At 65.4% G+C, this 19,829-nt stretch carries 24 protein-coding genes; 11 read left to right on the top strand and 13 right to left on the bottom strand.

All coding sequences use genetic code 11. The features are described 5' to 3' along the window. Window positions 1–2 precede the first annotated feature (2 nt). From N2604_RS28185 to N2604_RS28195, 3 genes are read left to right on the top strand one after another with little or no spacing between them, the layout of a single operon-like run. Entirely contained in the window at window positions 3–338 is a 336-nt protein-coding gene (locus tag N2604_RS28185) for a helix-turn-helix transcriptional regulator (RefSeq protein WP_036043607.1), read from the top strand. Then, window positions 335–796 carry an SRPBCC domain-containing protein gene (locus N2604_RS28190; protein ID WP_260371334.1) on the top strand — a complete coding sequence of 154 codons (462 nt, stop codon included), beginning with the start codon at window positions 335–337 and terminating at the stop codon, window positions 794–796. Before N2604_RS28185 ends, N2604_RS28190 begins: the two co-directional genes overlap by 4 nt. Window positions 797–811: 15 nt before the next feature. Continuing rightward, a complete protein-coding gene (locus tag N2604_RS28195; protein WP_260371335.1) occupies window positions 812–1,225 on the top strand; it encodes a GFA family protein in 414 nt (137 codons plus the stop codon). Between the two features lie 63 nt (window positions 1,226–1,288). Here the strand turns inward: N2604_RS28195 and adhP are convergent, their stop codons facing one another. The 11 genes from adhP to N2604_RS28250 form a co-directional block, all read right to left on the bottom strand. After that, the gene (adhP, locus tag N2604_RS28200) at window positions 1,289–2,314 is read right to left on the bottom strand and encodes an alcohol dehydrogenase AdhP (protein ID WP_260371336.1); all 1,026 of its coding nucleotides are present in this window, start codon (window positions 2,312–2,314) and stop codon (window positions 1,289–1,291) included. Window positions 2,315–2,482: 168 nt separating this feature from the next. Next, window positions 2,483–2,893 carry a DUF2000 family protein gene (locus tag N2604_RS28205; RefSeq protein WP_260371337.1) on the bottom strand — a complete coding sequence of 137 codons (411 nt, stop codon included), beginning with the start codon at window positions 2,891–2,893 and terminating at the stop codon, window positions 2,483–2,485. Between the two features lie 140 nt (window positions 2,894–3,033). Next, a complete protein-coding gene (locus tag N2604_RS28210) occupies window positions 3,034–3,423 on the bottom strand; it encodes a DUF4189 domain-containing protein (protein WP_260371338.1) in 390 nt (129 codons plus the stop codon). A gap of 228 nt (window positions 3,424–3,651) precedes the next feature. Then, window positions 3,652–5,256, bottom strand: a complete 1,605-nt coding sequence (locus tag N2604_RS28215) for a molybdopterin-binding/glycosyltransferase family 2 protein (protein ID WP_260371339.1) — start codon at window positions 5,254–5,256, stop codon at window positions 3,652–3,654. Then, entirely contained in the window at window positions 5,253–5,954 is a 702-nt protein-coding gene (locus tag N2604_RS28220) for an XdhC family protein (protein WP_260371340.1), read from the bottom strand. The genes N2604_RS28215 and N2604_RS28220 overlap by 4 nt, the downstream gene beginning before the upstream one ends. Before the next feature lie 2 nt (window positions 5,955–5,956). Next, window positions 5,957–6,280 carry an XdhC family protein gene (locus N2604_RS28225; protein WP_025037240.1) on the bottom strand — a complete coding sequence of 108 codons (324 nt, stop codon included), beginning with the start codon at window positions 6,278–6,280 and terminating at the stop codon, window positions 5,957–5,959. 10 nt (window positions 6,281–6,290) lie between these two features. Next, a complete protein-coding gene (locus N2604_RS28230; RefSeq protein ID WP_260371341.1) occupies window positions 6,291–7,493 on the bottom strand; it encodes a VWA domain-containing protein in 1,203 nt (400 codons plus the stop codon). Between the two features lie 154 nt (window positions 7,494–7,647). Next, the gene (locus N2604_RS28235; RefSeq protein ID WP_260371342.1) at window positions 7,648–8,586 is read right to left on the bottom strand and encodes a MoxR family ATPase; all 939 of its coding nucleotides are present in this window, start codon (window positions 8,584–8,586) and stop codon (window positions 7,648–7,650) included. Between the two features lie 60 nt (window positions 8,587–8,646). Beyond that, on the bottom strand, window positions 8,647–9,453 hold the full coding sequence (locus N2604_RS28240; RefSeq protein ID WP_260371343.1) for a xanthine dehydrogenase family protein subunit M: 807 nt from the start codon (window positions 9,451–9,453) through the stop codon (window positions 8,647–8,649). A gap of 27 nt (window positions 9,454–9,480) precedes the next feature. Beyond that, a complete protein-coding gene (locus N2604_RS28245) occupies window positions 9,481–9,966 on the bottom strand; it encodes a (2Fe-2S)-binding protein (protein ID WP_014494194.1) in 486 nt (161 codons plus the stop codon). A 149-nt stretch (window positions 9,967–10,115) separates the two neighbouring features. Then, window positions 10,116–10,562: a carbon monoxide dehydrogenase subunit G gene (locus N2604_RS28250; protein ID WP_260371344.1), complete on the bottom strand. Its 447-nt coding sequence runs from the start codon at window positions 10,560–10,562 to the stop codon at window positions 10,116–10,118. A 172-nt stretch (window positions 10,563–10,734) separates the two neighbouring features. On the opposite strand from N2604_RS28250, the gene N2604_RS28255 reads away from it, so the two are divergent. The 3 genes from N2604_RS28255 (at window position 10,735) to N2604_RS28265 (ending at window position 13,465) form a co-directional block, all read left to right on the top strand. Beyond that, window positions 10,735–12,090 carry a 3-carboxy-cis,cis-muconate cycloisomerase gene (locus tag N2604_RS28255; RefSeq protein ID WP_260371345.1) on the top strand — a complete coding sequence of 452 codons (1,356 nt, stop codon included), beginning with the start codon at window positions 10,735–10,737 and terminating at the stop codon, window positions 12,088–12,090. A 72-nt stretch (window positions 12,091–12,162) separates the two neighbouring features. Beyond that, complete coding sequence (gene pcaD, locus N2604_RS28260) at window positions 12,163–12,945, top strand: 3-oxoadipate enol-lactonase (RefSeq protein ID WP_260371346.1); 783 nt, start codon at window positions 12,163–12,165, stop codon at window positions 12,943–12,945. A 127-nt stretch (window positions 12,946–13,072) separates the two neighbouring features. Beyond that, window positions 13,073–13,465, top strand: a complete 393-nt coding sequence (locus N2604_RS28265; protein WP_024340834.1) for a carboxymuconolactone decarboxylase family protein — start codon at window positions 13,073–13,075, stop codon at window positions 13,463–13,465. Here the strand turns inward: N2604_RS28265 and N2604_RS28270 are convergent. Then, complete coding sequence (locus N2604_RS28270; RefSeq protein ID WP_260371347.1) at window positions 13,427–13,966, bottom strand: hypothetical protein; 540 nt, start codon at window positions 13,964–13,966, stop codon at window positions 13,427–13,429. The genes N2604_RS28265 and N2604_RS28270 overlap by 39 nt on opposite strands. A 298-nt stretch (window positions 13,967–14,264) precedes the next feature. Beyond that, window positions 14,265–14,432, bottom strand: a complete 168-nt coding sequence (locus tag N2604_RS28275; RefSeq protein ID WP_260371348.1) for a hypothetical protein — start codon at window positions 14,430–14,432, stop codon at window positions 14,265–14,267. Between the two features lie 265 nt (window positions 14,433–14,697). Between N2604_RS28275 and N2604_RS28280 the strand changes: the two genes are divergently transcribed. The 5 genes from N2604_RS28280 to N2604_RS28300 all read left to right on the top strand — a co-directional run bounded on the left by N2604_RS28280 (window position 14,698) and on the right by N2604_RS28300 (window position 19,774). Further along, on the top strand, window positions 14,698–15,615 hold the full coding sequence (locus tag N2604_RS28280; protein WP_260371349.1) for an ABC transporter permease subunit: 918 nt from the start codon (window positions 14,698–14,700) through the stop codon (window positions 15,613–15,615). Window positions 15,616–15,620: 5 nt separating this feature from the next. Beyond that, entirely contained in the window at window positions 15,621–16,940 is a 1,320-nt protein-coding gene (gene livM / locus N2604_RS28285; RefSeq protein ID WP_260371350.1) for a high-affinity branched-chain amino acid ABC transporter permease LivM, read from the top strand. Then, window positions 16,937–17,770, top strand: a complete 834-nt coding sequence (locus N2604_RS28290) for an ABC transporter ATP-binding protein (RefSeq protein ID WP_260371351.1) — start codon at window positions 16,937–16,939, stop codon at window positions 17,768–17,770. Before livM ends, N2604_RS28290 begins: the two co-directional genes overlap by 4 nt. After that, the gene (locus tag N2604_RS28295) at window positions 17,767–18,504 is read left to right on the top strand and encodes an ABC transporter ATP-binding protein (RefSeq protein WP_260371352.1); all 738 of its coding nucleotides are present in this window, start codon (window positions 17,767–17,769) and stop codon (window positions 18,502–18,504) included. Before N2604_RS28290 ends, N2604_RS28295 begins: the two co-directional genes overlap by 4 nt. Window positions 18,505–18,655: 151 nt before the next feature. Then, on the top strand, window positions 18,656–19,774 hold the full coding sequence (locus tag N2604_RS28300; protein WP_260371353.1) for a branched-chain amino acid ABC transporter substrate-binding protein: 1,119 nt from the start codon (window positions 18,656–18,658) through the stop codon (window positions 19,772–19,774). Window positions 19,775–19,829: the final 55 nt, after the last annotated feature.

Consider the following 19,829-nt stretch of genomic DNA (forward strand, 5'->3'; position numbering starts at 1 on the left):
GCATGATCGAAGCCACTCCCAACCCCGTCACCACCGTGATGCGCGCCCTTGCCGATCCGACCCGCCGCGCCGTGTTCGAGCGTGTGTTCGAGAGCAAGGAGATCAGCGTCGCCGAGCTGACGCGCGGCAGCGGCGTCACGCAAGGAGCCGTCTCGCAGCACCTGAAGTCGTTGAAACAGGCGGGCCTCGTCGCCGAGCGCGCCGAGGGCCGCAACGTCTATTACCGCGCCGCGCCGCAAGGACTCGAGCCGCTGGTCACCTGGATGGACCATTACGGCGTCTTCTGGCGCGAGCGTTTCCAGAACCTGCGTGACCTCTTGAAGGAGATCGACCCGTGAGTGCTGCCGCGTTGAAAGCCGACACACGAGACATCGTCATCGACGAGGTCTTCCCTCACACAGCCGAGACGATCTGGAAGGCGCTGACCAGCGCGCAGCTGATCGGGCGCTGGCTGATGCAGCCGACCGGCTTTGAGGCCGTCGAAGGCAAGACCTTCACCTTCCAGACCACCCCGGGGGGCAACTGGGACGGCGTGATCCATTGCCGCGTTCTGGAGGTCGTGCCGCATCGCCGCCTCGTCTACGCCTGGAAGGGCGGCGACGAGCGCAACACCGGCTATGGCGCCCCGCTCGACACCGTCGTGACCTGGTCCCTCACCCCGGTCGAAGCCGGCACGCGGATCCGCCTCGTCCATGCGGGCTTCGTCCTGCCCAGGAACGAGTCGGCCTACACGGTGATGAGCGGCGGCTGGAAGAAGGTCGTTCGCAAGCTCGATGAGATCAGCGGCGAAGGTTGAGTGGGAGATATCGCGATGGAGAAGCCCTATACCGGCGGCTGCGCCTGCGGCGCGATCCGCTATTCGATCGAACGGGAGCCCCTCTTCAGCAATCACTGCCAATGCCGCGACTGCCAGCGGGAAAGCGGCAGCGGCCATGGCTCGTACGCGACCTTCGCGCGCGCCGGTGTCACGCTGACGGGCGATGCCAGGCACTGGGACATGGTCGCCGATAGCGGCAAGGTGAAGACGCGCGGCTTCTGCACACAATGCGGCGTAGCCGTCTACATGACCTTCGCCGCGCAGCCCGATGTCTTCACGATCCGCGCGGCAAGCCTCGACGAGCCCGCCCGCTACAAGCCGCAGGCGGTGACCTTCGCCGCGCGCGGCCAGGCGTGGGACCCTCTCGACCCTGGCCTGGTGAAATTCGAGGGCATGCCGCCGGGGTAAAGCGCTAGATTTTTGACGCGTTTTCTTTACGCGAACCCGGTATCCACTTCGCTCGAAAACGCTTTAGCCAAAATCCAGCACCATGCGGCCGTCGATCTTGCCGGCCTTCATGCGGTCGAAGACGTCGTTGATTTGCGCGAGCGGCACTTTCGTCACCTCGGCCTTGACCTTGCCGTCGGCGGCGAATGCGATGGCTTCGTCGAGGTCGCGGCGGGTGCCGACGATGGAGCCGCGCACGGTGATGCGCTTGAGCACGACGTCGAAGATCGGCGTCGGGAATTCGCCCGGCGGCAGGCCGACGAGGCTGACGGTGCCCTTGCGGCGCACCATCTTGAGCGCCTGCGCGAAGGCCGGCGTCGAGACCGCGGTCACCAGCACACCGTGGGCGCCGCCTCCGGTCGCCGCCAGCACCTTGTCCACCGCACCGGCCGCAAGCGCGTTCACGGCGAGATCGGCGCCGGTCTCACGAGCAAGCTCGAGCTTGTCTTCGGCGATGTCGATGCCCACAACCTTCAGCCCCATCGCCTTGGCGTACTGGATCGCGACATGGCCGAGCCCGCCTACACCGGAGATCACGACCCACTCGCCGGGCTTTGCCTCGGTCTCCTTCAATCCCTTGTAGGTGGTCACGCCGGCGCAGAGGATCGGCGCGATGGCCGCGAAATCGATCGTCGCCGGCAGCTTGGCGGCGAACGCGGCCGAGGCGATGACATATTCGGCAAAGCCGCCGTTCACGCTGTAGCCGGTGTTGTGCTGGTGCTCGCACAGCGTCTCCCAGCCGGTCTCGCAATATTCGCAGGACATGCAGGCGTCGTGCAGCCAGGCGACGCCGACGGCATCGCCAACTTTCAGATTCTTCACGCCGGGCCCGAGCGCGGCGACGATGCCGGCGGCCTCATGACCGGGGATGAATGGCGGCACCGGCTTCACCGGCCAGTCGCCGGAGGCGGCATGCAGATCGGTGTGACAGACGCCGCAGGCCTTGACCTTGACCAGAACCTCGCCCGGACCGGGCTGCGGCACCGGCACGTCCTCGATCACCAGCGGCTTGCCGAACTGCTTGACGACTGCGGCTTTCATGGTCGGCATCGGTCTGCTCCTCTGTGCTTTGTAAAGCAGAATAGCGACGCCGCCCGGCGCACCTTTGACGGGAGTCAAACAGCACAAAGTTTGCGCAAGGGCGGGTCCATCACAAAGTTTGCGCAAGGGCAGGTCCATCATGACACCACGATGACGCCGCGCGGTGCTCTCGACCTGTCAGCTATGGAACTTCAGACCATCGACGATCTTGTCGATCACCTTGCGTTCGGCGCGCATCGCGATGCCGACGAGATTGAGCTCAGTGCGCGCAACCGCCCTCACCGCCTCGCGATTGGCGGCATCATGCGTGGTCTTGAACATGTCCTCGGTATAGACCGCCGCCTTGACGTTGCGGGTGAGCGCGCGGTCCAGCGCGCGCGACAATGCAGGACCATCGGCGCCATAGATCAGAATCGGCTGGCCGATCAGCGCATGATACCTCGTGCCCGAGGCGTCCTCATAGGCTTCGCCGATGCATTCCGGAAAGGCCGCGGCGATGCCGCTGGTGAGGAAGGAGGCTACGTTGAGCTTCTGCCAGGCCTGAAGATCGGTGCGGATCACGACCGCGATCTTGGTGTCGAACTGCATGTATTCCCTCGACTGTCATTCCGGGGCGCGCCGCTTGGCGCGAGCCCGGAATCCATACTCCCGATAGTGGTTATGGATTCCGGGCTCGATGCTACGCATCGCCCCGGAATGACAGCAAGAGAAATTCAATGATCGAAAAATCAGCCCTTTGCGTCGCAGGCCCAGGCGCGGATCACGCATTCCTTGCCGCCGTATTTGTAGCATTCGCGGGTAGCGGCATTGAGCGAGGCCGAGATCTTCGGCTTGACGGCGTAGCCATAGGCGCCGCACGGATTTGTCATATCGACCGACATCGCAGCGCAGGCGCGCTTCATCGTCACGGTCGTGCAATCGCCTTTGCATTGCTTCTGTGCCGCAGCGCGCGCCTCGTGCTCGTGGCCATAGTCAAAGGCCTGGCCATAGGCGCCGCACTTGCCGACTGCAAACGCGCCGGCCGCGTGCGCATCCGTGATGTGGCGAGCGCCGGCGACGCAAACGGACAGCGCAAAGAAAAACATCGCGCAACGGCGCGCGACGACGTTCGAAGCCATGGAAAAACCCCTCCCCCCAAGGCAGGTCGGAGGAACTTTAAGCGGCGGTCGTTTCCAGATGGTGAATGAGGCGTTGAAATCGGTCGCCTTGGGGGGTGCCGTAGGGTGGATTGGCGCAGCGTAATCCACCAAGATCGTTCGGCAAACGCGGAAACATGGTGGGTTACGCCCGGCGTCTGCGCTTCGCGCAGTCGCGAGACTAACCCACCCTACAGCAGCACGGCACCTTCATCCGCGTCTTGCCGCTTCCAGCGCCTGCGGCGTGTCGATGTCCAGGAAGGCGCTCTCGCCGTCCACTGGAACCTCAGCGACGGCCTCGGTGTGCTTGGCGATCAAATGCCGCGCGCCGATGTCGCCATCGAGCGTCATCAGCTCCTTGAAGAAGCGGCGCGACCACAGCACGGGGTTGCCGCGCCTTCCTTCGCTGACGGGGACGACGATGAGATTGCCGCGGTCCGGCGCGAAACTGTCGATGAGCCGGTCGATCAGGCCTGAGTCGATCAGCGGCATGTCGCCGAGACATACCAATGCGCCGTCGCAGGTCTCGGGCACGGCCGCGATGCCGGCCTTCACAGAACTTGCGATGCCGCCGGCGAACTCCGGATTGCGGACGAATTTCACCTTCAGGCCTTGCAGCGCCTGCTCGACGAGCTCGGCCTGATGACCGGTGACGACGATCACCTCGGAGGCCTTGGAGGCCAGCGCCTGCTCGGTCGCGAGGCGCACCAGCTTCTTGCCGTCGAGCTCGGCGAGCAGCTTGTTCGGCCCGCCCATCCGGGTCGAACGGCCGGCCGCGAGCACGATGGCCGCGACGTGGCTGTTGCCCTCGGTCTCCGGCTTGGCGCGCGGCTGCGGCCGCGTCACGATCTCCATCAAGAGGCCGCCGACGCCCATGCCCATCAGCTCGGAGCGCGTCACCCTGATGCCGGCGAGAAGCCGCATCAAGACCCAGTCAAAACCGTTCTCGACCGGCGAGCGCGCGCAGCCCGGCGCGCCCAGCACAGGCACCTCGCCGGCGCGGGCGATCAGCAGGAGATTGCCGGGGTCGACCGGCATGCCGAAATGCTCGATCTCGCCGCCGATCCCGGTGACGGCCGCCGGAATCACGTCGCGGCGGTCGGCGATCGCGGATGCACCGAACACGATCACGAGCTCGGCGCCGAGGCCGAGCAATTCCTTGATCGCGGCCGACAGCGCCTGCTCCTCGTGCGGGACCCGGCGCTCGGCGATGATGCTGGCGCCGGCCGGCGCCAGCCGTTCGGCGGTGACGCGCAGGGTCTTGTCGATCACCTTGGTGGACAGGCCCGGCAGCAGCGTCGAGACCACGCCGACGCGCTTGATCACGTAAGGCGCGACCTTCAACACGTCCTTGCCGGCGGCCCTCACCGCGGCATCGCGCAAGCTCGCCTCGACGCCGAACGGGATGATCTTGACGGTGCCGACCATCTCGCCCTCGACCACCGGCTTGTAGGCCGCGAGCGTGGCAAAGGTGATGGCTTCGTCGATGTTGTTGATGCGGTCGACCGCGGCGCGGTCGATCACCAGCACGCCCGCTCGCGCGGCGAACAGATTGGCGCGGCCGGTGAACGCGCGCTCGACATGGATGCCCTCGCCGCCGATGGCGAGCGCGATGCTGGCGGCCGCAACGTCCTCGGAGACGTCGCCCGCCTCCATGCGCACCACGACGATGTCCTTGATGCCGGCGCGCTCCAGCGCCTCGACCTCGGCCGGCCCGATCGTCGTGCCCTTCTTCAGCACCAGCGATCCCTGGCGCAGGGTGTGGACGGTCACCCCGCCGATCGCATCCCTGGGGCTCGCCGGGCCGAACTTCATGCCGCTTCTTCTTTTTCCTTGGGAGGCAGCCGAAGCACGGCCGTGATCTCGGCCATGATCGCCACCGCGATCTCGGATGGCGACACCGCGCCGATCGCAAGACCGATGGGCGCGTGGATGCGCGCGATGTCGCTTTCCTTGGCGCCCTGCGCCCGCAGCCGGTCGGCACGCTTGGCATGCGTCTTCCGCGAGCCGAGGGCGCCGATGTAGAAGCAGTTGCGCTCGAAGGCGTGCAGCAGAGCAGGGTCGTCGATCTTGGGATCGTGAGTCACCGCGACAAACGCCGTGTAGGCGTCGACGTTGAGCGGCGGCAGCGCCGTGTCGGGCCATTCGGCGATCAGCGGAATATCGGGAAAGCGCTCCGGGCTCGCAAAGGCCGTGCGCGGATCGACCACGGTGACGTCATAGCCGAGCGAGCGCGCCAGCGGCGCCAGCGCCTGGCTGATGTGGACCGCGCCGATGATGACGAGCTTTGCCGTCGGCGCGTAGACGTTGAGGAACAGCTTCTTGCCGCCGGCCTCGACACTGGCGCTCTTGCCCATGCGAAGCTGCTTTTCCAGCTCGGCTCGCAGCGGATCCTTGGCGAAATCCTTCGCCTTCACCAGCCGCTGCTCGCCGCTCTCGGTGTCGGTCACCAGGATGACCGGCCGCCGCGCGGCGCGCTCGGCATTGAGTTCGTGCAGGATATCGAGCTTCACGGCTAACCGACCTTCTCGACGAAGACGCGGATGGTGCCGCCGCAGGACAGCCCGACGTTCCAGGCGGTCTCGTCGGCGACGCCGAATTCCAGCATCTTCGGTTTGCCGCTCTGGATCACATCCATGGCTTCGGTGACCACGGCGCCCTCGACGCAGCCGCCGGAGACGGAGCCCAGGAAGGTCCCCTCGTCATTGATGACGAGGCTCGAGCCCGCCGGGCGTGGCGCCGAGCCCCAGGTCTCGACGACCGTCGCCAGCGCGACGCCACGGCCGGCCTTCTGCCAGTCCTCCGCCGCCTTCAGGATGTCCTCGTCGCGATCGAGCATGGCTGGCCTCTCAAGCTGCGGAGCGGATCAGGCTGCGGTGATGCGGCGGCAGCGGCTGGGAGAGCGTCGTGATCAGCTCCTGGATCGAACTCAAATTATGCACCGGGCGGAATTCGTCAACGTGGGGCAGCATCATTTTGATGCCCTGCGCCTTGGCTTCGAAGCCGCCAAACCGCAACAGCGGGTTCAGCCAGATCAGCCGCCGGCAGGACCGGTGCAGCCGGTCCATCTCGAAGGCGAGCTTGGAATCGGCCTCCCGTTCCAGCCCGTCGGAGATCAGGAGCACGATAGCGCCCTGGCTCAGCACCCGCCGCGCCCACAATTTGTTGAAGTTGTGCAGCGAGGCCGAGATGCGGGTACCGCCGGCCCAGTCCTCGACGGAGGCCGAGCAGCTCGCCAGCGCCTCGTCCGGATCGCGCTGGCGCAGCGCGCGGCTGACATTGGTGAGGCGCGTGCCGAACAGGAACACCGAGACGCGCTTGCGGGCATCCGTGATCGCATGCAGGAAATGCAGGAACAGGCGGGTGTATTCGCTCATCGAGCCCGAGATGTCGAGCAGCGCCACGATCGGGGCCGGCTTCTCGATCCGCCCGAGGCGATGGATGTCGATGATGTCGCCGCCGGTGCGCAAGGAGGCGCGCAGCGTGCGGCGCAGGTCGAGGCGCAGGCCGCGGGCATCGGGCCGCTGCCGGCGCGTCAAGAGCTCGGCCTGCGGCAGGTGCATCCGCTCAATGGCACGGAGCGCCTCGGCGATCTCCGCCACACTCATCTGCGCAAAATCCTTCTTCTGCAGGATCTCCTTGTCGGAGACCGACAGGCGCAAATCCTGCTCCTGGTGCTGCGGCGTCTCGGTCATGCGCGGCCGTGACATCGCCTCCTGAACGCGGCGGGCGCCGGCCTGCGGCTTCTTCTTGGCCTCTTCCGGCAGCGGCACCGAGTCCAGCATATGCTTCCACTCTTCCGACGCGCGGAAGAACAGGTTGAAGGCTTGGCTGAAGATCAGCGCATGCTCATGGCGCTTGACGAAGATCGCCTCCAGCGTGGTGAAGACGTCGGATCGGTTGCCGATGTCGATCACCTGCAGCGCGCTCATGGCATCGATGACAGCGCCCGGCCCGACCGGCAGGCCGGCGGCACGCAGCGCGCGGGCGAAGCCGACGATGTTGTCGGCGAATTGCTCGGTCTTTTCGGGGGCAAGGTGGTTGATGGCCATCGATCTACACTCCCAGCCGTCATTTGGCGCGCCACTTGGCGCGAGCCCGGAATCCATACTCCCGATCGTGGTTATGGATTCTCAGGTGCGCAATTGCGCACCATAGCTCGCGCTACGCGCGCCCCGGAATGACGAGCTCAATTGTGGCGCGAGATCAATTCTCGCTCGTCACGTCCTTCAGCACCTTCTGCAGCGTGTCGCCCTGCATGCGGGTGATGTCGTCCTGGTACTTGAGCAGCGCACCCAGCGTGTCGCCGACCACTTGCGGGGTCAGCGAGCGGGCATCGAGCTCGGACAGGGCGGTGGCCCAATCGATGGTCTCGGCAACACCCGGCGACTTGTAGAAGTCCTGGTTGCGCAGCGCCTGCACGAAGCGCACGACCTGCTGCGACAGCTTGGCCGAGATGCCGGGCACACGCGTCTTGACGATCGCGAGCTCACGCTCGGCGGCGGGATAGTCGACCCAGTGATACAGGCAGCGCCGCTTCAGCGCGTCGTGGATCTCGCGGGTACGGTTGGAAGTGATGATGACGATTGGCGGATGCGGCGCCTTCACGGTGCCGAATTCGGGGATGGTCACCTGGAAGTCACTGAGGATTTCGAGCAGGTACGCCTCGAACGCCTCGTCGGCGCGGTCGAGCTCGTCGATCAGCAGCACCGGCGGGCCGGCGACATCAGGCTCCAGCGCCTGGAGCAGCGGCCGCTTGATCATGTAGCGATCCGCGAAGATGTCGCTCGAAAGCTGATCGCGATCGGTGTCGCCGGCGGCTTCCGCCATCCGGATCGCGATCATCTGCGCCGCGCTATTCCACTCGTAGACGGCGGAGGAGACGTCGAGGCCTTCGTAGCATTGCAGGCGGATCAGCTTCCGCCCTAGCGCCGCCGACAGCACCTTGGCGATCTCGGTCTTGCCGACGCCGGCCTCGCCTTCCAGGAACAGCGGCCGGCCCATGCGCAGCGACAGGTACGTCACCGTCGCCAACGAGCGCTCGGCCAGATAGCCGCGCGACGTCAGGAGTTCGAGCATCGCATCGACCGATGCCGGAAATACAACTGAAGTATTGGCACCGGAACTATTGGCCGCTGAAGTCATGAAAGGCCAGTCTCGTTTGCGCCCTCACCGGGCAAGTATTGGGCCAAGGCGTGAGGCTCGTCATTCCTTGGCATTGGCGGCATCGACGGCGCGCCGCGTCAGCACCCCGATGAGATGCGCGCGGTATTCGGCGCTACCGTGGATGTCGCTGTTGAGGCCTTCCGCCGGTACCGCGATGCCCTCCAGCGCCTTCGAGGCGAAGCGCTTCTTCAGGGCCTCCTCGAATGCGGTGACGCGGAACACGCCTTCGGAGCCCGCACCGGTGACGGCAACGCGCACGTCCGAAGGACGCCGTGCCACGAACACGCCGACCAGCGCATAGCGCGAGGCCTGGTTGCGGAACTTGATGTAGGCGGCCTTCTTCGGCAGCGGGAACATCACCTTGGTGATGATCTCATCCGCTTCGAGCGCGGTCGTGAACAGGCCCTGGAAGAACTCTTCCGCCTTGAGGCGGCGCTTGTTGGTGACGATGGTGGCCCCGAGCGCAAGCACCGCGGCCGGATAATCCGCAGTCGGATCATTGTTGGCGAGCGAGCCGCCGATCGTGCCCCTGTGGCGCACGGCGGGATCGCCGATTCCGCCGGCGAGATTCGCCAGCGCGGGAATCGCCTCACCGACAACGGCGGAGGTCGCGACCTCGGCGTGCTTGGCGGTGGCGCCGATCACCAGGGAGCGGCCCTTCATCTCGATCGTGTTGAGCCCCTCGATATGGGAGAGGTCGACCAGGTGCGGCGGGCTCGCGAGGCGCTGCTTCATGACCGGAATCAGCGTGTGACCGCCGGCGATCACCTTGGCGTCCTCGTTCTTCACCAGGAGGTTGGCCGCCTGGCGAACGGTCCCAGGGCGATGATATTTGAATTCGTACATCTGTATGTCCTGATCGCGGGATGCGCGTTACGCGAGATCGGATTTCGCCATCGCCTTGGCGCCGGCTGAGATCGAGGCGACGATGTTCTGGTAGCCCGTGCAGCGGCAGAGATTGCCTTCGAGCTCCTCGCGAATGGTGTGGTCGTCGAGCTCGTGGCCCTTGCGATGCACGATGTCGATCGCGGTCATGATCATGCCCGGCGTGCAGAAGCCGCACTGCAGGCCGTGGTGCTCGCGGAAGGCCTCCTGCATCGGATGCAGCGGCGCGCCGTCGGCAGCCAGTCCCTCGATCGTCTTGACCTCGTGGCCGTCGGCCATCACCGCAAGCGTGGTGCAGGACTTCACGGCCTTGCCGTCGAGATGCACGACGCAGGCACCGCACTGCGAGGTGTCGCAGCCGACATGGGTGCCCGTCAGGCGCAGATTCTCGCGCAGGAATTGCACCAGAAGCGTGCGGGGATCGACGTTGGCCGTCACAGGATTGCCGTTCACGATGAGGGAGATTTTTGCCATAAGCACTCTCTGTCAGCGCCCCGACGGGTCCCGTCGAAGCGGTTCTTATAATTATTCCAACCTATCATATGGGCCATTATGCCCCGGGGCAACATCGCCCGGGGCGCAAGGCGCCATGCCGAAGGCGCTATGCTAAGGGTATTGGACCTTCAGCTCTGTACGGCCTTGGCGAAGTTCGCGAAAAACTCGTCGGCCAGCTTCTTGGCGGCGCCGTTGATGAGGCGCTGGCCGAGCTGCGCCAACTTGCCGCCGATCTGCGCCTCGACGTCGTAGGAGAGCAGCGTGCCGCCGTCCTTCTCGGCGAGTTTGACGGCCGCGCCGCCCTTGGCGAATCCGGCCACCCCGCCCTCGCCCTCACCGGAAATCCTGTAGCCGTTCGGCGGGTCGAGATCGGACAGCGTGACCTTGCCCTTGAAGCGCGCCGACACCGGGCCGACCTTCATTTTCGCCGTCGCGCGGAAGCCGCCGTCGTCGGTCTTCTCCAGCTCCTCGCAGCCGGGGATGCAGGCCTTCAGCACCTCGGGATCGTTGAGCTTGGCCCACACGGCCTCGCGCGGCGCCGCAAGCTGGACTTCGCCGTTCATCGTCATGGCCATGAGGGTGCCTCCCGGATCGCGCAACTATAGTGCAGATGAAGTAACGCAGGGACGCGGCAAAGAAAAGGCCGGCGCTCGGTCACGTGCAATGCATATTCGCAACTGCAAAATGACGTGTGCGGGCGGTGGGGGATTGGCAGGGCCCGGCCATGATGATTAGGTCGCTCGCAAGATGAGCACATCCATCTCCCCCCTGCTCGCACCGATGCTGTCGAGCGCCGCCATGCGCGTGGTCTGCGACGATCGGTCGACCCTGCAGAACATGCTCGATTTCGAGGCAGCCTTGGCACGCGCCGAGGCGGCCAGCGCGGTGATTCCGGCATCCGCCGTCGGACCGATCGAGGCTGCGTGCAAGGCCGATTGCTTCGATCTGGCCGCACTGGCCGGCGCCGCGACGCGATCGGGCAATCTCGCGATTCCTCTGGTCAAGACGCTGACCGCCAATGTCGGCAAGAATGACGTGGAGGCCGCGCGCTATGTGCACTGGGGCGCGACCAGCCAGGACGTCATCGACACCGCGACCATGCTGACGCTGCGCGCCGGCATCGCGGCGCTGGATACCGACCTCAGCCGCGCCATCAAGGGCTTTGCCGCGCTGGCGCGCAGCCATCGCAATACCGCGGTGGTGGCGCGGACCTGGCTCCAGCACGCGCTGCCGATGCCGTTCGGGCTGAAGACCGCCGAATACGCATCAAACCTTGCCCGCGCCCGCTGCCGCCTGCGGCGGCTCTCCCGCGAGGGCCTCGCGCTGCAATTCGGCGGCGCGGCCGGCACGCTCGCTGCGCTCGGCGACAAGGGACTCGTTGTGGCCGAACGGCTGGCACAGGAGCTCGATCTGCCACTGCCCGAGGCGCCCTGGCATACCCATCGCGACCGCATTGCCGAGGCCGCCTCCTGCTTCGCCATTCTCGCCGGCAGCTGCGGCAAGATCGCGCGCGACGTCTCGCTGCTGATGCAGACCGACGTCGCCGAAGCGTTCGAGCCGGCCGGCGAAGGCCGCGGCGGCTCCTCGACCATGCCGCACAAGCGCAACCCGGTCGCCGCCGCAAGCGCGCTGGGCGCTGCGACCATGGCTCCGCAGCTCGCCGCGACGATCTTCACCGCCCAGGTGCAGGACCACGAGCGCAGTGCCGGTCCCTGGCACGCGGAATGGCCGACGCTGCCGCAATTGATGCTGGTCACCTCCGGCGCGCTGGCTGCCGTCGTCGACATCGCCGAGGGTCTCGAGGTCGATGCGGCGCGCATGCGCAGCAATCTCGATGCGACGCATGGGCTGATCATGGCGGAGGCCGTCACCTTCGCGCTCGCCGAGCAAATCGGCAAGAGCGATGCACATCATCTCGTCGAGGCCGCGAGCAAGCGCGCCGTCGCCGAGAAGAAGCATCTGCGCGAGGTGCTGTCGGCCGATTCGCAAGTCACCGCGCACCTGACGCCGGAAAAAATTGCGGCATTGTTCGAGCCGATGGCCTATCAAGGGGCGTCACAGGCGCTGATCGACCGGTTGCTCGACAGCCTCGATCAAGACTAATTGTTTGAGCATGATCTTGTCGGAAAACCGCTCCACACTTTTCCGGATCATGCTCCAGAACGGAGACGCCGCATGCCCATGATCGATGCCGACGGATGCCTGCTCAACGTCTCCGTCGAAGGCCGCGACGGCGGGCCGACCTTGATGCTGTCGAACTCGCTCGGCTGCACGCTGCAGATGTGGGAGCCGCAGATGAAGGCGCTGACGCAGGTGTTCCGCGTCATCCGCTACGATCGCCGCGGCCACGGCAAATCGAACGTTCCGCCCGGCCCCTACACGATGGAGCGCTTCGGCCGCGACGTGCTCGCGATTCTCGACGATCTCAACATCGAGAAGGTGCATTGGTGCGGCCTGTCGATGGGCGGCATGGTCGGGCAATGGCTCGGCGCCAATGCGCCCGAAAGGTTCGGCAAGCTCATCCTCGCCAACACCTCCTGCTATTATGCCGAGCCGACCCGATGGCTGGAACGTATCGAGGCGGTGAAAAAAGGCGGCATCGGCGCGGTCGCCGACGCCGTGATCGCGGGCTGGCTCACCCAGGATTTCCGCGAGCGCGAGCCTGCGATCACTGCAAAGATGAAAGCGATGCTGCTGGCGTCTCCGGTCGAAGGCTACCTCGCCTGCTGCGAGGCGCTGTCGACGCTCGATCAGCGCGCGCTGCTGCCGAAGATCAAGAGCCCGACGCTGGTGATCGCCGGCCGCCACGACGTGGCGACGCCGATCTCGGCGGCCGAATTGATCCGCTCCAGCATTCCCGGCGCCAGCATGACCATCATCGACGCCGCGCACATTTCGAACGTCGAGCAGCCGCATGCGTTCACGGATGCGGTGGTGGGGTTCCTGACGCAGCGCTGATTGCAACCATCGTCATTCCGGGGCGATGCGCAGCGTCGAACCCGGAATCTCGATCGGCATTCACAACCCTCAAGATTCCGGGGTCGCCTCTTTGAGCGCCCCGGAATGACTGATCCGGAGAAACACCATGGACGACCAGAAGCGCCGCGATGCCGGCATGAACGTGCGGCGAAAAGTGCTGGGCAATGCCTGGGTCGACAAGTCGATCGCGAACCGCAATGCCTTCAACACCGACTTTCAGGACCTGATCACCCGCTACGCCTGGGGCGAGATCTGGACGCGGCCGCATTTCGACGAGCGCACGCGGCGCGTGCTCGTGATCGGCACCATGGTCGCGCTCGGGCAATGGGACGAATTCCGCCTGCACGTGCGTGCGGCGCTCGCCGAGGGCGGCTTCACGCCCGACGACATCAAGGAGATCCTGCTGCAGCAGGCGATCTATTGCGGCGTGCCGGCCGCGAACCACGCCGTCAAGGAAGCCTCAGCGATTGTGCAGGAGCTCGGCCTGCTCAAGACCTAAAGGCTGGAGATTCGGCGGCGCGGCGACCTCGGGCGTCTTCGGCGCAGCCGCCGGCTGCTCGATCACGACCACGATGGCCGCGCCGAGCAAGACCAGAACCTCGGTGGCGTGCAGCCGAAGCGCGGCCAGCTCGCCGACCTTCGAGGCCATCACCATGCTGGCAAAGGAGATCAGGCTGCCGATCGCGAGCGCAATACCGAGCGCCTCGTCACTGCCGCCGCCCTTGCGGGTTCGGGGAATGCAGAGCAGCACCAGGTAGATCGCGAAGAACGCCACCACGGTCAGCCGTCCGAGCGCCAGCAGCCAGGCGGCACGCACCGTGTCCATGCCCGCCATCTGCAGATGGTCGCTCAGGTACAGCGCCACCGCGACGCTCGGCCGCTCGTAAAGGCCGTGCACCGGCGCGACAATGATGTTGAAGGCGACGAGGCTCCATACGGGAATGAAATAGGCCGCCAGCAGCGCGCCGTTGACCGAGCCGATCCGCCAATTCCTGAACATGCCGCTTCCCGCTTAGTTTGCCGAGCCTTCGGAGGAAGGCGCGGCCATGCCGGAGCTAACTCGCATCAGACTATGGCGGCAATTTAAACCCTTTGTTTACCTTAACTGCCTGACTGCCTGCTCCCTCCCCGTGGCGTCAATTCCGGGATGGTGCGCAGCACCAGACCCGGAATCTCGAGATTCTCAGGTGCGCAGGCACCGGAGTTCGGCACTTCGAGCCGCCCCGGAATGACTCTTTTGCAAGAAAAAGGCCCCGCCTTGTGGCGGGGCCCCTCCTGCTCCTGGGCTCCAAAACTCGCTATTCCTGGTCGCGCTGGCCGCCCTGCTGCTGGCCCGGGCGATCGCCCTGGCGCGGATCCTGATGCTGCTGTCCGGGTTTCTGACCGCCGCCCTGCTGCTGGCCGGGGCGCTGCTGGCCGGGGTTCTGACTCTGCTGACCCGGATTCTGGTTCTGCTGCTTCGTCATTCGGGGAAACTCCCTTGTTGGACGTCAGAGGCAAGACAACGGCCAGCATCCATTTTGGTTGCCTGGGGAACCCGGTTCCTCGCAGCGACCGAGGAACTCGGCGGCAAAATGATCTCTGTACAAGCCTTAAGGCGGAGACCGGGCCAGTTGCGGCCGCCAGTTCCCTCCTGTTACAAAACCTGCAGAACGCTCAAGGGCTGCCGGGGCCCAAGAACTCTCTGCAAGAGCTCCCTTTGAGCCGCGTCAAGTTTGGGTACGGCAGCTTATGGATTATTTCGCCCAGCAGCTCATCAACGGCCTCGTGCTCGGCTCCATCTACGGCCTGATCGCGATCGGCTACACGATGGTCTACGGCATCGTCGGCATGATCAACTTCGCCCATGGCGACGTCTTCATGATCGGCGGCTTCATCGCCCTCATCACCTTCCTGATCCTGATCTCGCTCGGCCTCACGGCCATTCCCGTGATCCTGCTCGTGGTGCTGCTGGTGTCGATGACAATCACCGCGCTCTATGGCTGGACCATCGAGCGCGTCGCCTACCGGCCGCTGCGGCATTCCTTCCGCCTCGCCCCGATGCTGTCGGCGATCGGCATGTCGTTCGTGCTGACGAATTATTCGCAAGTGGCGCAAGGCGCCCGCGTCAAGCCGATCCCGCCCTTCATCACCGGCGGCTACACGCTGCACGAGAGCCAGGACGGCTTCGTGATCCAGCTCTCCAACATCCAGATCATGGTGGTCATCACCACCATCGTGCTGCTGGCGATCTTCACCTGGCTGGTGTCGCGCACCCGGCTCGGGCGCGACATGCGCGCCTGCGAGCAGGATCAGACCATGGCGGCGCTGCTCGGCGTCGACGTCGACCGCACCATCTCCATGACCTTCGTGATCGGCGCCGCGCTCGCCGCCGTCGCGGGCCTGATGTACCTGCTTTATTACGGCCTGGTCGACTTCTTCATGGGCTTCGTCGCCGGGATCAAGGCCTTCACCGCCGCCGTGCTCGGCGGCATCGGCTCGCTGCCGGGCGCCATGCTCGGCGGGCTCGCGATCGGCCTGATCGAGACGTTCTGGTCGGCCTATTTCTCGGTCGAGTACAAGGACGTCGCGGCGTTCTCGATCCTGATCGTCGTGCTGATCTTCATGCCGACCGGCCTGCTCGGCCGTCCCGAAGTCGAAAAAGTCTGACGCGCGTGACAGCTCCCTCGCCCCACACGACCAAACCTGCAACGGGCATCCCCGCTCTCCTCAAGACCGCCTTCATCAACGCAGTGATCGCGCTGGTGCTGTTCTCGCTGATGGTCGGCATCCGCACCGAGGCGGGTTCCGACGGCCAGCTCACCTACTGGACGCGTTTTGGCGAGCTCGCCGCGCTCGTCGCCGCCGTGTTCGGCGGCTCGATCGTGATCGAGCTGCTCAGGCAATGGATCGGCCCGGCCGGCACCGAGAAGCTGGTGCCGCCGGCGGTGCAGAAGGGCATGTCGCTGGTCGGCCGCTACCTTGCGCCCGCGCTGCTGATCTTCACGCTGCTGGTGCCCGTCATCTTTTATAACCAGCGCTACATCCTCGACCTCGCCATTCTCGTGCTCACCTATGTGATGCTGGGCTGGGGCCTCAACGTCGTGGTCGGGCTCGCCGGCCTGCTCGATCTCGGCTATGTCGCGTTCTATGCGGTCGGCGCCTATTCCTACGCCCTGCTCGCCACCAATTTCGGCTGGTCGTTCTGGATCTGCCTGCCGCTCGCCGGCATCCTCGCCGCATTCTGGGGCGTGCTGCTCGGCTTTCCCGTGCTGCGCCTGCGCGGCGACTATCTCGCCATCGTGACGCTCGCCTTCGGCGAAATCATCCGCCTCGTCCTGATCAACTGGCAGAGTCTGACCGGCGGACCGAACGGCGTATCCGGTATTCCGCGTCCGACCCTGTTCGGCATTCCGCTCAACAACAGCGACGATGGGCTGGCCGCCAAGCTCGGCATCGAGTATTCACCGACCCACCGTATCGTCTTCCTGTTCTATCTGATCCTGGCGCTGGCGCTGCTCACCAACTGGGTGACGATCCGCCTGCGCCGGCTGCCGATCGGGCGCGCCTGGGAGGCCTTGCGCGAGGACGAGGTCGCCTGCCGCGCGCTCGGCATCAACACCACGACGACCAAGCTCACGGCGTTCGCGACCGGCGCCATGTTCGGCGGCTTCGCCGGCGCCTTCTTCGCCACCCGCCAGGGCTTCATCAGCCCGGAATCCTTCACCTTCCAGGAATCCGCGCTGGTGCTCGCCATCGTCGTGCTCGGCGGCATGGGCTCGCAGCTCGGCGTCGCGCTCGCGGCGCTGACCATGATCGGCGGGTTCGAGCTGTTCCGCGGCCTCGAGACCTATCGCATGCTGGTGTTCGGCTGGGCCATGGTGCTGATCATGATCTGGCGGCCACGCGGCCTGGTCGGCCATCGCGCGCCAACCGTCTATCTGAAGAAGGCGCAGGCCATCTCCTCCGACCTCGTCAAGGAAGGCCACGGATGAGCGGCGAACGTATCCTCGACGTCGATCAGCTCACCATGCGCTTCGGCGGCATCGTTGCCGTGCAGGACCTGTCGTTCACGGCAGAGCGGCGCAAGATTACGGCGCTGATCGGACCGAACGGTGCCGGCAAGACCACCGTGTTCAACTGCATCACCGGCTTCTACAAGCCGACCGGCGGCGCCATCCGCCTCACCCACGATGACGGCAGGGAAATCGCGCTCGAGCGGCTCAACGACTTCCGTATCGCCAAGCAGGCCAAGGTCGCGCGCACCTTCCAGAACATCCGACTGTTTCCCGGGATGACCGTGCTCGAAAACCTGATGGTGGCGCAGCACAACATGCTGATGCGCGCCTCGGGCTTCACCTTGCTCGGCCTTGTCGGCGTGCCCGCTTATCGCGACGCCGAAAAGCGCGCGATCGATCTCGCCACCGACTGGCTGAGGCGGGTCAACCTGTTCGACCGCGCCGACGATGCGGCCGGCAATCTCGCCTATGGCGATCAGCGCCGCCTCGAGATCGCACGCGCGATGTGCACCGAGCCTGCACTCCTGTGCCTTGACGAGCCGGCTGCCGGCCTCAACGCGCGAGAGAGCGCCGCGTTGAACGCGCTCCTGCTTTCGATCCGCAACGACCTGGGAACGTCGATCCTCCTGATCGAGCATGACATGTCGGTCGTGATGGAGATCTCCGACCACATCGTGGTGATGGATCACGGCGTGAAGATCGCACAAGGCACGCCGCGCGAGGTGCGCGACGATCCCAAGGTGATCGCCGCCTATCTTGGCGCCGACGAGGAAGAGGCCATGGCCGTCATGGAGAGCGGATCGTGACGGCGGCATCCCCCCTGCTCGCGATCCGGGGCCTGCACGCGGCCTACGGCAAGATCGAGGCCTTGAAGGGCGTCGACGTCGACATCAATTCCGGCGAGATCGTCGCGCTGATCGGCGCCAACGGCGCCGGCAAGTCGACGCTGATGATGACGATCTTCGGCAAGCCGCGCGCCCGCGCCGGGCAGATCCTGTACGAGGGCAAGGACATCACGGCCGTCCCGACCCACGAGATCGCCCATTTGCGCATCGCGCAGTCGCCCGAAGGCCGCCGCATCTTCCCGCGGATGAGCGTCGCCGAGAACCTCCAGATGGGGGCCGACGTCACCGAGAGCACGCCGGCGGAACGGGAGAGCACGCTCGAGCGCGTGTTTGCCCTGTTTCCCCGCCTGAAGGAACGTTTCGCCCAGCGCGGCGGAACCCTGTCCGGCGGCGAGCAGCAGATGCTGGCGATCGGCCGCGCCTTGATGAGCCGCCCTCGCCTGCTCCTGCTCGATGAGCCCTCGCTGGGGCTCGCCCCGCTGATCGCGCGGCAGATTTTCGACGCCATCCGCACACTGAACCGGCAGGACGGCTTGACCGTGCTGATCGTCGAGCAGAACGCCAACCACGCGCTCAAGCTCGCTCATCGCGGCTATGTCATGGTCAATGGCCTTATCACGCTGGCCGGCAGCGGTGCCGAATTGCTGCAGCGCCCCGAAATCCGCGCCGCTTATCTGGAAGGCGGCCGGCACTGACCGGCCCCGCCCTGCGCGAGAATGCGGCTAGATATCTTGACCTATGCCCGTATTTTGCCGGTGACTTCTCCTCGAATTCATTCAAGAATGGCGCCGGTTTGAACCGGGCATGCCCGGCAACTTCCACAGGCGACCACCCGCGAGGTATCTCATGAAATCACTGAAGCTCATCGGTCTAGCATTCGGCGCATCGCTCGCGCTGTCGAGCGCGGCATTCGCGCAGGATGTCACCGTCGCAGTCGCAGGCCCGATGACCGGCGGCGAGTCCGCCTTCGGCCGCCAGATGAAGAACGGCGCCGAGATGGCCATCGCCGACATCAACGCCGCCGGTGGCGTCAACGGCAAGAAGCTCGCGCTCAACGCCGAGGACGACGCCTGCGATCCGAAACAGGCCCGCTCGGTGGCGGAAAAGATCGCCGGCGCCAAGATCCCGTTCGTCGCCGGCCATTTCTGCTCGTCGTCTTCGATCCCGGCCTCTGAAGCCTATGCGGACGGTAACGTCCTGCAAATCACCCCGGCTTCGACCAACCCGCTCTTCACCGAGCGCAAGCTGTGGAACGTGGCGCGGGTTTGCGGCCGCGACGACCAGCAGGGCCTGATCGCCGCGCAATACATCGCCAAGAACTACAAGGGCAAGAACATCGCGATCCTCAACGACAAGACCACCTACGGCAAGGGTCTTGCCGACGAGACCAAGAAGGCGCTCAACAAGGCCGGCATCACCGAGAAGATGTACGAATCCTACAACAAGGGCGACAAGGACTTCAACGCGATCGTCTCGCGCCTGAAGAAGGAGAATGTCGAGCTCGTCTATGTCGGCGGTTACCATCAGGAAGCCGGCCTCATCCTGCGCCAGATGCGCGATCAGGGCATGAAGACGGTGCTGATGTCGGGCGACGCGCTCGCCGACAAGGAGTACGCCTCCATCACCGGTCCCGCCGGCGAAGGCACGCTGTTCACCTTCGGTCCCGATCCGCGCAACAAGCCGACCGCGAAGAAGATCGTCGAGGCGTTCAAGGCCAAGGGCATCGATCCGGAAGGCTATACGCTCTATACCTACGCTGCGCTGCAGGTCTGGACGCAGGCGGTCAAGAAGGCCGGCACCACCGACGCCAAGAAGGTCATGGAGACCATCAAGGCCGGCAAGTGGGACACGGTGCTCGGCCCGATCGAAATTGATGCCAAGGGCGACCTCAAGCAGATCGACTATGTCGTCTACAAGTGGGACGCCAAGGGCAATTACGCCGAGCTCGGTGCCAAGGGTTCCTGATCAAGGAGGCTCGTCGGGGATCTCGATCAGCGGTCTCCGAAGGCTCTGCCAACGC

The sequence above is a fragment of the Bradyrhizobium sp. CB1015 genome (genome assembly GCF_025200925.1).
GTDB lineage: Bacteria > Pseudomonadota > Alphaproteobacteria > Rhizobiales > Xanthobacteraceae > Bradyrhizobium.

Bases quoted from the DNA above. Each gene is read 5' to 3' on its own strand.
- N2604_RS28185 (WP_036043607.1), top strand. From the start codon at position 3: ATGATCGAAGCCACTCCCAACCCCGTCACCACCGTGATGCGCGCCCTT.
- N2604_RS28195 (WP_260371335.1), top strand. From the start codon at position 812: ATGGAGAAGCCCTATACCGGCGGCTGCGCCTGCGGCGCGATCCGCTAT.
- adhP (WP_260371336.1), bottom strand. From the start codon at position 2,314: ATGCCGACCATGAAAGCCGCAGTCGTCAAGCAGTTCGGCAAGCCGCTG.
- N2604_RS28205 (WP_260371337.1), bottom strand. From the start codon at position 2,893: ATGCAGTTCGACACCAAGATCGCGGTCGTGATCCGCACCGATCTTCAG.
- N2604_RS28210 (WP_260371338.1), bottom strand. From the start codon at position 3,423: ATGGCTTCGAACGTCGTCGCGCGCCGTTGCGCGATGTTTTTCTTTGCG.
- N2604_RS28215 (WP_260371339.1), bottom strand. From the start codon at position 5,256: ATGAAGTTCGGCCCGGCGAGCCCCAGGGATGCGATCGGCGGGGTGACC.
- N2604_RS28225 (WP_025037240.1), bottom strand. From the start codon at position 6,280: ATGCTCGATCGCGACGAGGACATCCTGAAGGCGGCGGAGGACTGGCAG.
- N2604_RS28230 (WP_260371341.1), bottom strand. From the start codon at position 7,493: ATGGCCATCAACCACCTTGCCCCCGAAAAGACCGAGCAATTCGCCGAC.
- N2604_RS28235 (WP_260371342.1), bottom strand. From the start codon at position 8,586: ATGACTTCAGCGGCCAATAGTTCCGGTGCCAATACTTCAGTTGTATTT.
- N2604_RS28240 (WP_260371343.1), bottom strand. From the start codon at position 9,453: ATGTACGAATTCAAATATCATCGCCCTGGGACCGTTCGCCAGGCGGCC.
- N2604_RS28245 (WP_014494194.1), bottom strand. From the start codon at position 9,966: ATGGCAAAAATCTCCCTCATCGTGAACGGCAATCCTGTGACGGCCAAC.
- N2604_RS28250 (WP_260371344.1), bottom strand. From the start codon at position 10,562: ATGGCCATGACGATGAACGGCGAAGTCCAGCTTGCGGCGCCGCGCGAG.
- N2604_RS28255 (WP_260371345.1), top strand. From the start codon at position 10,735: ATGAGCACATCCATCTCCCCCCTGCTCGCACCGATGCTGTCGAGCGCC.
- pcaD (WP_260371346.1), top strand. From the start codon at position 12,163: ATGCCCATGATCGATGCCGACGGATGCCTGCTCAACGTCTCCGTCGAA.
- N2604_RS28265 (WP_024340834.1), top strand. From the start codon at position 13,073: ATGGACGACCAGAAGCGCCGCGATGCCGGCATGAACGTGCGGCGAAAA.
- N2604_RS28270 (WP_260371347.1), bottom strand. From the start codon at position 13,966: ATGTTCAGGAATTGGCGGATCGGCTCGGTCAACGGCGCGCTGCTGGCG.
- N2604_RS28275 (WP_260371348.1), bottom strand. From the start codon at position 14,432: ATGACGAAGCAGCAGAACCAGAATCCGGGTCAGCAGAGTCAGAACCCC.
- N2604_RS28280 (WP_260371349.1), top strand. From the start codon at position 14,698: ATGGATTATTTCGCCCAGCAGCTCATCAACGGCCTCGTGCTCGGCTCC.
- N2604_RS28290 (WP_260371351.1), top strand. From the start codon at position 16,937: ATGAGCGGCGAACGTATCCTCGACGTCGATCAGCTCACCATGCGCTTC.
- N2604_RS28300 (WP_260371353.1), top strand. From the start codon at position 18,656: ATGAAATCACTGAAGCTCATCGGTCTAGCATTCGGCGCATCGCTCGCG.